The sequence below is a fragment of the Streptococcus sp. CSL10205-OR2 genome (assembly GCF_025660655.1).
Classification (GTDB): domain Bacteria; phylum Bacillota; class Bacilli; order Lactobacillales; family Streptococcaceae; genus Streptococcus.
In genome coordinates this window covers 248,274-260,896 of the sequence record NZ_JAOTIN010000001.1, presented here as the reverse complement: position 1 = coordinate 260,896, position 12,623 = coordinate 248,274, and the positions used below count along the sequence as shown (strand labels likewise).

The 12,623-nt window shown below is 37.8% G+C and carries 12 protein-coding genes and 1 other RNA gene; 9 read left to right on the top strand and 4 right to left on the bottom strand.

Annotation, left to right across the window (positions count from 1 at the left end):
• Positions 1-181: 181 nt before the first annotated feature.
• On the bottom strand, positions 182-1,324 hold the full coding sequence (tgt, locus tag N7659_RS01260) for a tRNA guanosine(34) transglycosylase Tgt (RefSeq protein WP_263275425.1): 1,143 nt from the start codon (positions 1,322-1,324) through the stop codon (positions 182-184).
• A gap of 175 nt (positions 1,325-1,499) precedes the next feature.
• Here tgt and N7659_RS01255 point away from each other — a divergent pair, with 175 nt between their 5' ends.
• Positions 1,500-2,255 (top strand): DUF975 family protein, encoded by a 756-nt coding sequence (locus tag N7659_RS01255; RefSeq protein ID WP_263275424.1) that lies wholly within the window; start codon positions 1,500-1,502, stop codon positions 2,253-2,255.
• 46 nt (positions 2,256-2,301) lie between these two features.
• On the opposite strand, the gene N7659_RS01250 is transcribed toward N7659_RS01255, so the two are convergent.
• Both N7659_RS01250 and polA read right to left on the bottom strand, forming a co-directional pair.
• Positions 2,302-2,727, bottom strand: a complete 426-nt coding sequence (locus N7659_RS01250) for a CoA-binding protein (protein ID WP_263275423.1) — start codon at positions 2,725-2,727, stop codon at positions 2,302-2,304.
• A 10-nt stretch (positions 2,728-2,737) separates the two neighbouring features.
• Positions 2,738-5,374 carry a DNA polymerase I gene (polA, locus tag N7659_RS01245; RefSeq protein ID WP_263275422.1) on the bottom strand — a complete coding sequence of 879 codons (2,637 nt, stop codon included), beginning with the start codon at positions 5,372-5,374 and terminating at the stop codon, positions 2,738-2,740.
• A 142-nt stretch (positions 5,375-5,516) separates the two neighbouring features.
• Here polA and N7659_RS01240 point away from each other — a divergent pair, with 142 nt between their 5' ends.
• The 3 genes from N7659_RS01240 (at position 5,517) to ffs (ending at position 6,914) form a co-directional block, all read left to right on the top strand.
• A complete protein-coding gene (locus N7659_RS01240) occupies positions 5,517-6,293 on the top strand; it encodes an MBL fold metallo-hydrolase (protein WP_263275421.1) in 777 nt (258 codons plus the stop codon).
• Positions 6,293-6,790: a tRNA adenosine(34) deaminase TadA gene (tadA, locus tag N7659_RS01235; protein ID WP_411575288.1), complete on the top strand. Its 498-nt coding sequence runs from the start codon at positions 6,293-6,295 to the stop codon at positions 6,788-6,790. Before N7659_RS01240 ends, tadA begins: the two co-directional genes overlap by 1 nt.
• 25 nt (positions 6,791-6,815) lie before the next feature.
• Positions 6,816-6,914, top strand: an RNA gene (ffs, locus tag N7659_RS01230) — signal recognition particle sRNA small type.
• A 200-nt stretch (positions 6,915-7,114) separates the two neighbouring features.
• Here ffs and N7659_RS01225 read toward each other — a convergent pair.
• A complete protein-coding gene (locus N7659_RS01225; protein WP_018370365.1) occupies positions 7,115-7,315 on the bottom strand; it encodes a cold-shock protein in 201 nt (66 codons plus the stop codon).
• A 304-nt stretch (positions 7,316-7,619) separates the two neighbouring features.
• On the opposite strand from N7659_RS01225, the gene ccdA2 reads away from it, so the two are divergent.
• From ccdA2 to N7659_RS01200, 5 genes are read left to right on the top strand one after another with little or no spacing between them, the layout of a single operon-like run.
• Complete coding sequence (gene ccdA2 / locus N7659_RS01220) at positions 7,620-8,336, top strand: thiol-disulfide oxidoreductase-associated membrane protein CcdA2 (RefSeq protein ID WP_263275420.1); 717 nt, start codon at positions 7,620-7,622, stop codon at positions 8,334-8,336.
• A 13-nt stretch (positions 8,337-8,349) separates the two neighbouring features.
• Positions 8,350-8,976, top strand: coding sequence for a TlpA disulfide reductase family protein (locus tag N7659_RS01215; RefSeq protein WP_263275419.1), 627 nt, complete (start codon positions 8,350-8,352; stop codon positions 8,974-8,976).
• Positions 8,977-9,000: 24 nt separating this feature from the next.
• Positions 9,001-10,128: a peptide-methionine (R)-S-oxide reductase MsrB gene (gene msrB / locus N7659_RS01210; protein ID WP_263275418.1), complete on the top strand. Its 1,128-nt coding sequence runs from the start codon at positions 9,001-9,003 to the stop codon at positions 10,126-10,128.
• A 17-nt stretch (positions 10,129-10,145) separates the two neighbouring features.
• Positions 10,146-10,877, top strand: coding sequence for a response regulator (locus tag N7659_RS01205; RefSeq protein WP_263275417.1), 732 nt, complete (start codon positions 10,146-10,148; stop codon positions 10,875-10,877).
• Positions 10,877-12,601 carry a sensor histidine kinase gene (locus N7659_RS01200; RefSeq protein WP_263275416.1) on the top strand — a complete coding sequence of 575 codons (1,725 nt, stop codon included), beginning with the start codon at positions 10,877-10,879 and terminating at the stop codon, positions 12,599-12,601. The genes N7659_RS01205 and N7659_RS01200 overlap by 1 nt, the downstream gene beginning before the upstream one ends.
• The last annotated feature ends 22 nt before the right edge of the window (positions 12,602-12,623 follow it).

Here is a 12,623-nt window from a genome sequence, read left to right as displayed (position 1 = left end):
GTTAATCAAGGATATCAAAAGACAAGCCTTTGGGTTTAGAAACTTTAACAACTTTAAAACAAAAATTCTCATCGCTTTGAACATTAAAAGGGAGAGAATCAATGTGATTCTCTCCCGATCTTGATGAATAGTCACCCACTACAGTTGACAAAGAGCCCAAATTCTGGGCTTTTTGCATCTGTTAAAAATGACGTTTTGAACGATTGTAACCATAGCGTTCGATGAAATCTTCTCTAAATTCTAGAAGGTTGTCATTAACGATGGCCTCTCTGACTTGTTTCATCAAGTTGATGAGGAAGTAGAGGTTATGGTAGCTTGTGAGTCGAATGCCAAAGGTTTCATCTGCTTTTAAGAGATGGCGTAAATAGGCGCGTGTATAGTTTTGACAGGTGTAGCAGTCACAGTTGTGATCAAGTGGAGTAAAATCTTCGGCATACTGCGCATTTTTAATCACGACACGACCTTCACTCGTCATACAAGTTCCGTTTCTAGCAATACGAGTTGGAAGAACACAGTCAAACATATCAATGCCACGAATAACCCCGTCAATCAAACTATCAGGTGCCCCCACCCCCATCAAGTAGCGCGGTTTATTTTCAGGAAGGAGAGGTGTTGTAAAGTCAAGAACGGCATTCATCTCTTCATGTGTTTCTCCAACCGCTAATCCACCAATCGAGTAGCCTGGGAAATCCATGCTGACCAAATCACTTGCTGATTGACGGCGAAGATCTTCAAAGCCAGCCCCTTGAACAATCCCAAACAATCCTTGATCATGCGAGCGACGGTGGGCTTTTAGTCCGCGTTCTGCCCAACGACTGGTTCTTTCAATACTCTTTTTAACATAGTCGTAGGGTTGGTAAAATTGCGGGCACTCATCGAAACTCATCATGATATCGCTCCCTAGATTGTTCTGAATACTAATCGCTTTTTCCGGCGATAAAAACATTTTTGAGCCGTTGAGATGATTTTTAAAGGTAACACCTTCTTCGGTGATATCGCGACTATCAGCCAAAGAATAAACTTGGAAGCCACCGCTATCGGTTAGAATCGGTTGATCCCAATTCATGAATTGATGAAGGCCTCCCGCTTTAGCAATCAATTCATCACCCGGACGAAGCCATAGATGGTAGGTGTTTGATAGGATAATCCCAGACCCCATTTCCTTTAGTTCTTCAGGGGATTGTGTTTTGACAGTGGCCTGTGTTCCGACAGGCATAAACATTGGTGTTGGAAAAGTACCATGAGGGGTGATGATTTCACCAAGTCTTGCTCCCGTGTGCTTTTCCTTTTTAATGAGACGGTATTTGATTGGTTGTGTTGTCATATTTTCTCCTTTGCTTCTAGGAAGAACAGTCCTAGGCAGTTTAACCTATTCATTCTATCAAAATAAGTCAGATTTGTCATTTTTCTTTGATATTAAAAATGATGATAGATTTCTAAAGCAGTATTCTTACGGCAACTATGCTATAATAAGCGTATCTTTATAGAAGGATTTAAACATGAAACCATCAATCATTAAAAAGGAAGCCAGAACAATCCTCAAACGTTTGCCTGGTAAGTATCAATTATTTCTATTACCAATCTTATCAACTCTGTTTTATATGGGGGTTACAGTGTTTGAACAACTCACGCTAAGTGGCCAAACAAGAACAAGTTGGGGAGATAATTTATTTACGCTAGCTCTTAGTACCCTAGTAACTTTTTTTGTACTCTCTACGCTTTTGACCTTGCTTGATGTGATTAGAGGAAAACGCCAAAGTGTTCGATTTTCTGATAGCCAACGTGCTTTTGAAACTAAATTGTTTTTACCATTATTTGGTCTTATGATGATGAAAAATCTGCTTTTATTTGTTTGGTTTTTTGCTTCTTCTGTAGGCTACATTATGATTTTAACGAGTGGTGTTAGTCTAACTGGTGTTGTTCTCGTTTTGTTATCACTTATCATGTTTCTCATCACCCTTTATCGTTATTTCTTTGTTGAACTCTTGTTTTATGAGTACTATCAAAAAAATGTAAAAATTAATCCCCTTGTATTATTAGCAACTAGTCGTCAATTTATGAAAGGTTATAAACGGCAACTGTTTTTCTTACACCTTAGTTTTATCGGTTGGTATGTTTTAGTAGGTGTAACGTTTGGTTTAGCGAGTTTTTATGTATTGCCCTACTTACTAACAAGTAATACTATTTTTTATGAAAAAATGCTGCAAGAAAAAAGACAGTTACAAAAAATGTCTTTCCCAATGAAATTGATGTAAGAAAAAAGGCTGTAGCCTTCTCATTAAGAGAAAGACTACAGTCTTTTTACATGTTAAAATATTCAATTTTAATACAACGGTTCATGACAATATCATTTCGATGATTGTCTCTTAAAATCTGTTCAGCTTCTTCATTTTCAAGACCCAGTTGAGCCCAGAAGATGTGAGCATCAGTGGTGATAAACTCTTTAGCCACCTCGGGTAAAAAGTCGCTCCGACGAAAGACATTAACAATATCTATTGTCTCTGGAATATCTTTCAAGGAAGCATAGGTTAACTCCCCCAAGATTATTTTACCGGCCTGCTTTGGATTGACAGGGATAATCTTGTAACCAGCTTTTTGCATAATCTCAGAAACCCTGTAAGCAGGGCTTTCTTGTCGGTTAGACAAACCAACAACAGCAATCGTCTTACTGTCTTTTAAATAATTAAAAATGGTTTCTTGGTCAGGATTTTGAAAGTGATAAGTCATTATAGTCTCCTTATTTGGCTTCATACCATGTTTTACCAGCATTGTCATCAACAATGAGTGGTACTTTTAATAGGAAAGCAGATTCCATCGTCTCTTTGACCAGCTGTCTGACAGCCTCCAGCTCATCTTTAGGCACTTCAAGGACAATTTCATCATGGACTTGCAAAAGCATTTTAGCCTTGAAGTTCCCTTTTTCAAGGGCTTTATCCAGGTTAATCATAGCCACCTTTAAGATATCAGCTGCGGATCCTTGGATGGGTGAATTGATAGCCGTTCGTTCTGCAAAATTTCTAACATTAAAGTTGCGTGAGTGGATATCAGGTAGTTCACGTCTACGATGAAAGAGTGTTTCAACATAACCCTTATCACGCGCATCCTTAACAATATTATCCATGTAGGCTTTAATGCCAGGATAGCGTTCAAAATAGGTGTCAATATACTGTTTGGCTGCTTTTCTTGTAATGCCAAGATTATTTGAGAGACCAAAGTCAGAAATCCCATAAACAACGCCGAAGTTAACAGCCTTAGCATTTCTACGGTCGTTTGCAGTAACCTCTTCTGGTTTTTCGATACCAAAGACTCTCATAGCAGTAGCAGTATGGATATCTGCCCCGTGATTGAAGGCGTCAATGAGGTGTTCATCATTAGAAATGTGAGCAAGAACGCGTAGTTCAATTTGCGAGTAATCAGAACTCAAAAGCACACTATCTTCTTGGTTAGCAGTGAAGGCTTTTCGAATTAATCTGCCTTGTTCTAAACGAACAGGAATATTTTGAAGGTTGGGATCGACACTTGATAAACGTCCTGTCTGTGTTAGGTCTTGAAGATAAGAGGTGTGGATTTTCCCATCAGAAAGGATATAATCTTGTAAGCCCACAACATAGGTATTTTGGAGCTTGGTGATTTGACGATAGTCTAAGATTTTAACAACAATGGGCGCAGTAGGAGCTAATTTTTCCAAGACATCAACGGCAGTAGAATAGCCTGTTTTGGTTTTCTTGGTGGCCCAAAGCGGTAATTTCAATCGTTCAAACAAGATATGTCCCAGCTGTTTTGGTGAGTTGATATTGAATTCTTCGCCTGCCATTTCATAGATGTCTCGAGTCAGTCGATTAATGGTCACTTCATTTTCTGCTTGCATCTCCTGCAGGCTTGTTTTATCAACAGAAATCCCTTCGATTTCCATTTTCGCTAAGACATTGGAAAGAGGGATTTCCATCTCAAAGAGTAAGTCGAGCTGTTGGTTTTCTGCCAACGCTTTTGTCATGACCGGCTCTGTTTCCACCAAGGTACGAATTTTTTTGGCAAGATGGGTGAGTAGTATTTCTTTATCTGGAACAGCACGTTTTACCCCTTTGCCGTAGACATCATTATCATCAGCTAGTGGTGTTTGGCCATAGAGGTGGGCGATGGTTGCTAGTTCATTGTCATCAACCGTTGATAAGAGATATTTGGCTAGTCTACTATCAAAAGCACAAGTAGCTAAATGGACATCTAAATGGTTAAGCAAGACCTTGCTTCGCTTGAAATCATAGGTTTTTATCGGTTGTGTCAAAGCTTGTTTAAAAAGGTCTAATTGAAGGAGCTTGATATCAGAGCTGGCATAAATCTTTTCTTTATTTCCCCAAGCAAAACCTATGATGTTTTCTGTATGGTAGTTAGGACGCAAGAGTTCAAAATAATAAAACTGGTCAGCACTAAACATCTCAGGTTGAAGCTCTGTTACCTCTGTGAAGGTCACGTCCACTTCTTTTTGTCCAGCACCAGATAGGCTAGCCTTCAATTGCTTAAAGCCCATATCATCATAAAATTGTGAGAGTTTTTCCACTTCAGGACCATGGTAAGTCAAATCATCAAGACCAATCGTTATGGGTGCAGTGGTATCAATGGTTGCCAGTGTTTTTGAGAGAAAGGCTTGTTCTTTGTCGGCAATGAGGTTTTCTTTCATCTTAGAGGTTTTCATGCCATCAATATTGGCATAAATGCCCTCAAGGCTACCATGTTCAAGGAGTAATTTCAAACCTGTTTTCTCTCCAATTTTGGTAACACCTGGGATATTATCGGATTTATCACCCATGAGGGCTTTCAAATCGATAAATTGTGTTGGAGTAATCCCCATTTTTGTCATCAGGTAGTCTGGTGTAAATTCTTCAAACTCTGAGACACCCTTTTTAGAAATCTCCACCACAGTATTGTCATCGGTTAGTTGGATGAGGTCCTTATCACCACTGACGATCGTGACATCATAAAAAGTCTCTCCTTTTTCAGCGAGTTTATCAAGGGTCCCTATGATATCATCTGCTTCATAGCGGTCAAGTTCGTAGTGTTTAATCCCTAGTGCTGTCAGCATTTCTTTAATGAAGGGAAATTGTTCTCTAAACTCATCAGGCGTTTTTGCACGACCAGCTTTATAGTCTGAAAACATCTCGGTTCTAAAAGTCGTTTTCCCCGCATCAAAAGCCACTAAAACATGAGTAGGATTAACCCTTTTCATCATGTGATCAAGCATCAAATGAAAGCCATAAATAGCATTGGTGTGAAGACCATTAGCATTTTTAAAGCGATCAATCTGATTGTACAAGGCAAAAAAAGCGCGAAAGGCGATGGATGAGCCATCAATTAATAGTAATTTATTCTTATTTTTCATAGGTTTATTATACCACAAGAAGAACTTTTAAAGGGCGCGTGAGATGTCCGATCGTTTTAAAAAGATTTAAACTGACCATTAGTCTGTTAATTAGCAGTAAGTTTGATATAATAAAGACAGCAATAAATGAGGAGGAAAAAGCATGAAAGTAACAACTCTTGGCTGTTGGGGAGCCTATCCTTATCAAGATGCAGGTACAACCAGTTATCTTGTCACCAGTTCAGACGGTTTTCAACTCTTGATGGATGTAGGGAGTAGAGCCATCAATGAACTGGAAAAAGAAATTAGTCCATTAGCAGTGGATGCTGTGATTATCAGTCACTATCATCCGGATCATATCGCTGATTTAGGTGTCTTATTTCACTACCGCCTCCTCTATCCGAAAACGCTTTGGGAGCCTAAACTTCTACCGGTTTATGGTCATGATGAGGACGAAAAAGAATTTGCTAAACTTAGCCTTCCTGATGTAGCAAAGGGCATCGCCTACAATGTTTCTGGTGTTGAGACGATTGGCCCTTTTGAAATCACTTTTATCAAAACGGTTCATCCAGTGCCATGTTATGCCATGAGAATTAAAGAAAAAACGACTAATCAAGTCCTTGTATTTACTGGGGACACTGGCTATTTTGATGGTTTGGCAGATTTCACCAAGTATGCTGATTTGTTTTTAGCAGATGTTTATTTGTTTGAAGGCAATGAAAATCATCCCGCCCACTTGACCAGTAAAGAAGCAGGGCAAATCGCTAAAGAAGCAGCAGTGAAGAAACTAGTCTTGACACATCTACCACAATTTTCAAAAGACGGAAAACACGATGATGATTATTTGGAAATGTTAAGACAGGAATCTGCAAAGTATTCAGGCAATATTCCAGTTGAATTGGCCCATCCTCATAAATCATGGGATTTAGGAGAATTGTAATGTATAGTCAAGCTGAAAAAGAATATTTCATGTCAGAAGCCCTAAAAGAAGCTCATCGTTCACTTGAAAAAGATGAGATTCCAATCGGTTGCGTCATTGTTAAAGAGGGTAAGATTATAGGACGAGGGCATAATGCGAGAGAAGAACGCAATCAAGCCATTATGCATGCAGAAATCATGGCCATCAACGAAGCCAACCAGTCTGAAGGCAATTGGCGTTTACTGGAGACCACTCTATTTGTTACGATTGAACCTTGTGTCATGTGCAGTGGTGCTATTGGGTTAGCAAGAATACCAGCTGTTGTTTATGGTGCTAAAAATAGTAAGTTTGGCGCAGCAGGTAGCCTTTATGATATTTTAAGCGATCAACGTCTCAATCATCGAGTGGCTATTGAAACAGGCATCCTTGAGACAGAGTGTGCCCAAATCATGCAAGATTTTTTCAGAAAACGGCGAGAGAAAAACGCGACACTTAAAAATGAGTCGACAGAAGACTAGTTGCAGAATTTTTAAATTCTGCTATAATAAACTATGGAGCAACAGTTTTGCGTGAAGTGGGTCAGGGGAGGAATCCAGCAGCCCTAAGCGATGTAAGCTGTGTGCTCTTTTTTTGTTCGTTTTTAAAACCCTATGATATCAGCGTTTCATAGGGTTTTTGTGACACTGATTATAAAAAAGGGGCGCTAAAGGGGCAGAAAAGGGGCAATCAATCCACTTTTAACTTGTTTGTTATGCAGATTTGCTTAAAACTCTGGTAAAGTAAGCAGAGTTTTTATTTTTTTCCAACAGTAACAAAAAAGTCTCCCAAAGGGAGACGATTTTTTAGCTTAATGTAATATTTGCTGCTTGAAGTCCGCGTGCGCCTTCTTCAATATCAAATGTTACTTTTTGGCCTTCATCCATGGTTTTAAAACCATCTGTTTGAATTGCTGAGAAATGTGCGAAAACATCGCCACTTTCTTCAGTGCTGATAAAACCGAAGCCTTTTTCAGCGTTAAACCATTTTACTGTACCTTGTGTCATTAAACATACTTCCTCTCTTATTATTTGTAAACTCTTGAGAAAAAACATGTTACCACAAATATAACTCTTGAAACTCTACTCTCTCATACTAACACGAATGAGGAGCAATGTATACCAAAAAGCTTCAAATATTGAAAATAAACATAAAAATCTCTTAAAAGGCTATAATATTAAAGTTTTTGACAATTCAATTTCTTTTTATTTTTTTCATTATCGTATCAAATTCAAGTTTTTCCATCAGAATCTTCCTATTTTATTCTACAAAAGAAGACTATACTAAAGGTAACGAAAGAAAGGAGACAGTATGGAAACGATTATATTTTTAATTTCGGTTTTCCTGGCCGGAGTATTATCATTTTTCTCACCCTGTATTTTTCCACTACTTCCGGTTTATGTCGGTATTTTATTGGATTCAGATGACGAGAGAACCATCACTATTTTAGGGAGGAAGGTCTATTGGCATGGGCTCATTAAAACCCTCTCGTTTATTGCTGGGCTATCAACTATTTTTCTAATCCTAGGATATGGTGCGGGCTTTTTAGGAGCTGTTTTATATGCCGATTGGTTCCGTTATGTTTTAGGAACTATCGTTATCATCCTTGGTATTCACCAAATGGACATCATTACTATTAAGAAACTACAAATGCAAAAAAGTATTGCGTTTAACCCCGCCAAAAAAAGGAACGATATTTATGGTGCCTTCTTACTAGGGATTACCTTTAGTTTTGGTTGGACACCTTGTGTTGGACCAGTGCTTAGCTCGGTATTAGCGATTGCTGCTTCTGGTGGAAGTGGTGCGGTTCAAGGTGGCTTTTTGATGCTTGCTTATACTTTGGGGATGGCTTTACCGTTCTTGTTGATGGCACTGGCCTCAACATCTATGCTTAAACATTTTAACCGTCTAAAACCTTATCTAAGCACAATGAAAAAAATTGGCGGTGCCTTGATTATTGTCATGGGCATTCTACTAATGACTGGGCAACTAGGTGCTCTTGCTGCATTCTTTGAATCATCTTTATAAAAGGAGAAAAACAATGAAAAAAATCACATTATTAACAACAGGTCTTGTTTGTTTAGGACTTCTTGGTGCATGTTCAAACACGACTCAAGAAAATATGCCTAAAGAGGCTAAAACAACTAGCAATATGACTAAAAAAGACGATATGAACAAGGATTCAAAAACTGAAATGAAAGACTCAGAAATGAAGGGTTCAGATGATATGGCAACAATGAATGATGGTGAGATGGCTTATGATTTCACTCTAACAGGTGTTGATGGAAAAACTTATCATCTTTCAGATTATAAGGGTAAAAAAGTCTATCTTAAATTCTGGGCCTCATGGTGTTCTATTTGTTTAGCGACTCTAGAAGATACTGTTGAACTCTCTGAGATGGCTGATGACGATTATGTTGTGATATCAGTTGTAGCCCCAACTCATAATGGTGAAAAAACGCAAAGTGAATTTAAAAAATGGTACCAAGGATTAGGTTATGATCAACTGCCAGTTTTACTGGATAATGATGGAGAACTACTAAAAGCTTACGGTGTTCGTTCCTATCCAACATCAGCTTTTATTGGAAGTGATGGTGTTTTAGTCAAAACACATATCGGATTTATGGAAAAAAGTGATATTGAAAAAACCTTAAAAGAAATAAAGTAATGGTATAATGATAAGGAGGACAATATGGATAACAAATTTAAAATCATCCTAATGGCTGTGAGTGGTCTCATACTACTAGGTTTAGTGATTTGGTTTTTTGGAAAAAATCAGATGACCTCACAATCCTCAATTGAGAACATTAAAAACACTCTTGTGAATCATTCTAATAATGATGCCACAAAAGAAAAGAAAGGTAAAAAAATGACAGCAACAAATCAAAAAGACATTTATTTAGCAGGTGGTTGTTTCTGGGGTGTCGAAGAGTACTTTTCACGTGTTGACGGGGTGCTCGATGCCACTTCTGGCTATGCCAATGGTAAAAGCGACACCACTCAATATGAATTGGTTTCTCAAACAGGACACGCCGAAACAGTTCACGTGACCTATGATGCCGATACCATTTCTTTAAAAGAAATTCTCCTTCATTATTTTAGAATTATTGACCCAACCAGCCTTAACAAACAAGGTAATGACCGTGGGACACAATACCGTACTGGTGTTTACTATACCGATCCATCAGATGTTCAGGTGATCGATCAAGTCTTTGAACAACAAGGACAAAAATATGACAAGCCGATTGTGGTTGAAAAAGAGCCATTAAAACATTATGTGTTAGCTGAAGAGTATCACCAAGATTATCTAAAGAAAAATCCAGGTGGTTACTGCCATATCAATGTTAACCAAGCCTCTTATCCTGTCATTGATGATAGTCAATATCAAAAACCTAGTGATGCTGAATTAAAAGAAAAACTCACTCCAGAAGAATATGATGTCACTCAAAAAAATGCGACAGAAAGAGCTTTTTCAAATCGTTACTGGGATAATTTTGAGCCAGGCATTTATGTTGATATTGCTACTGGAGAACCTCTCTTTTCATCTAAAGATAAATTTGAGTCAGGTTGTGGTTGGCCAAGCTTTAGCCGTCCAATTAGTCCTGATGTGGTTGACTATGAAAAAGATACCAGCTTTAACATGGAAAGAATTGAAGCACGTAGTCGTGTGGGAGACTCTCATTTAGGCCATGTCTTTACTGATGGTCCAAAAGAAGCAGGTGGTCTCAGATATTGTATCAACAGCTTATCAGTCAAATTCATTCCAAAAGCTGAAATGGAAAGCCAAGGTTATGGTTATCTCCTTGAGTATGTTGATTAATGGATAAGGAGTCAGATGTGTATTCATTATTAATTGTTGAAGATGAACCTCTAGTAAGACGTGGTATTCGTTCTTTAGTTGATTTTGAAAAACTATCTATTACTTGTGTGGATGAGGCAGAAAATGGCCAAGAAGCCTGGCAACTCTTTGAAGAGAAACACTATGATATTATCCTGACAGATATTAATATGCCTGTCATGAACGGGATTCAATTGGCCCAACTCATCAAAGAAAACTCACCCCAGACTCACATTGTCTTTCTAACAGGTTATGATGATTTTGATTATGCCTTATCTGCCTTAAAACTTGGAGCTGATGATTATCTCTTAAAACCCTTCTCAAAAGAAGATGTGCTTCAGATTCTTCATCAAATCATTCCAAAAATAGAAGAGGCTAAAAAAAAGACGCAATTGGAAAGCCTTATGGAACAATCACCACAATCAGAAATCGAGCAATTGATTCAAGACCAACTATCTGATGTGAATTTGTCTCTTAAATCCCTTGCCAAACAGCTGTCTTTTAGTCCAAATTATCTAAGTGTCTTAATCAAAAAAGACTTGGGGATGAGTTTTCAAGACTATTTGATTCAAGAGCGCCTAAAAAAAGCCAAACGTCTTTTATTAACAACGCATTTAAAAATTTATGAAATTGCTGAACAAGTGGGTTTTGAAGACATGAACTACTTTTCACAACGGTTCAAGCAGGTTGTTGGTGTCACGCCAAGTCAATTTAAAAAAGGAGAACAGTAATGAAACGCTACCCACTATTAGTGCAATTAGTGATTTATGTTTTTATTATTGTTTTTGTCTTGCTTGTCACTGTTGGTGGTCTTTACTACCAAACCAGTTCATCAGCCATTCGTCAAACAACTGAACAAAATACCAGAGATACCCTTAATCAAGGGCAACAATTTATTAGTACCTATCTTCAAAAACTACAACAGACTACTAATAGTTTGGCAACCAATCAAGAGTTAAAAGATTATGCCTTAGAAGCTGATAGTCGCAAGAAAGAAGACCTCAATCAACTCTTTCAAACCATTTTAGAGACGGACAAGGATTTTGTATCAATCATCTTTGTTGGTAAAAATGGCGACACTATTTCCACAAATGAAGATTTGGTGATGGCAACTTCTGATGACATGATGAAAGAATCTTGGTACCAAGAAGCCATTCATCAAAATGGAATGCCAGTCCTTATGCCGTTTAGAAAAATGTCCGATGTTTCAAATGAGGAATGGGTGATTTCAATCACTCAGGAAGTTATTGATGATAAGGGACAAAATCTTGGTGTTCTAAGATTAGATACGGGTTACGAAACTCTAGAGACTTATTTAGACCAATTAAAATTAGGTTCTAGTGGCTTCACTTTTATTATTGATAACCAAAAAGACTTCATTTACCATCCGCAAAAGAGTGTCTATTCGTCTAAAGAAGAGATGGATGAGATGACACCCTTTATCACACAAAAAGATGGGTATACCAAAGATAATCACTATTTTGTCTACCAACTGCCAGTGTCTGATAGTCAGTGGACACTCATTGGTGTGGCATCGCTTGATTCCTTACAAATGATTCAACAGCAAATTCTATTGTCATTTGTTGGGATTGGTTTACTAACGGTCATCATTAGTGGTTTTGTCATGTGGTTTATCTTAAAATTATGGTTGCAGCCTATCCGTGATTTACAAGCGATTATTTTAGAAATTGGTCAAGGTAATGCCCATCTAAGAGCTGCTGAAAAAGGTTCTCCTGAGTTAGTGCAGTTATCTCACCAATTTAACAATATGCTAGATAGAATTGATAGTTTGATGACGGCTATTAAGGAAAAAGAACAAGATATTAGACGCTTTGAATTAGAGGCATTGGCCAGTCAAATCAATCCTCATTTTCTCTATAATACGCTTGATACCATCGTTTGGATGGCAGAATTTAATGACAGTGAGAAGGTTGTTGAAACCACCAAATCATTAGCCAAATATTTCAGACTTGCCTTAAATAAAGGCAATGAAGAGATTGCTTTAAAAGATGAGTTAGAACATGTTAAACAATACCTTTTCATTCAAAAACAACGTTACGGTGATAAACTATCCTATGAGATTTCTTCAATAGAAGCTTATAGCGATTATCAGTTGCCAAAACTGATTCTACAACCCATCGTTGAAAATGCGATTTACCATGGCATTAAAGAAGTCAATCGTCCTGGGCTAATCAAGATTTCAGTGACTGAAACAGACAAGCATCTGGTTGTTAGCGTCTATGACAATGGTAAGGGGATGACTACAACTGCCCCATCGTCTGAGAGTAGTCAAACCAAACTAAGTCGTGGTGGTGTTGGCTTAAAAAATGTTGATCAACGCTTAAAATTACAATTTGGCGAAGACTATCACATGGCTATAGATTCAAAAGAAAATGAGTATACTAAAGTTAGCCTTTATTTTCCGAAAACGCACTTAATTACTGCAACAAAATAAACCTTCTGGATTTCAGAAGGTT

Coding starts and splice junctions, on each gene's coding strand:
- N7659_RS01255 (WP_263275424.1), top strand. CDS start 1,500: ATGAAACCATCAATCATTAAAAAGGAAGCCAGAACAATCCTCAAACGT.
- tadA (WP_411575288.1), top strand. CDS start 6,293: ATGTATAGTCAAGCTGAAAAAGAATATTTCATGTCAGAAGCCCTAAAA.
- N7659_RS01215 (WP_263275419.1), top strand. CDS start 8,350: ATGAAAAAAATCACATTATTAACAACAGGTCTTGTTTGTTTAGGACTT.
- ccdA2 (WP_263275420.1), top strand. CDS start 7,620: ATGGAAACGATTATATTTTTAATTTCGGTTTTCCTGGCCGGAGTATTA.
- polA (WP_263275422.1), bottom strand. CDS start 5,374: ATGAAAAATAAGAATAAATTACTATTAATTGATGGCTCATCCATCGCC.
- tgt (WP_263275425.1), bottom strand. CDS start 1,324: ATGACAACACAACCAATCAAATACCGTCTCATTAAAAAGGAAAAGCAC.
- N7659_RS01225 (WP_018370365.1), bottom strand. CDS start 7,315: ATGACACAAGGTACAGTAAAATGGTTTAACGCTGAAAAAGGCTTCGGT.
- N7659_RS01200 (WP_263275416.1), top strand. CDS start 10,877: ATGAAACGCTACCCACTATTAGTGCAATTAGTGATTTATGTTTTTATT.
- msrB (WP_263275418.1), top strand. CDS start 9,001: ATGGATAACAAATTTAAAATCATCCTAATGGCTGTGAGTGGTCTCATA.
- N7659_RS01240 (WP_263275421.1), top strand. CDS start 5,517: ATGAAAGTAACAACTCTTGGCTGTTGGGGAGCCTATCCTTATCAAGAT.
- N7659_RS01250 (WP_263275423.1), bottom strand. CDS start 2,727: ATGACTTATCACTTTCAAAATCCTGACCAAGAAACCATTTTTAATTAT.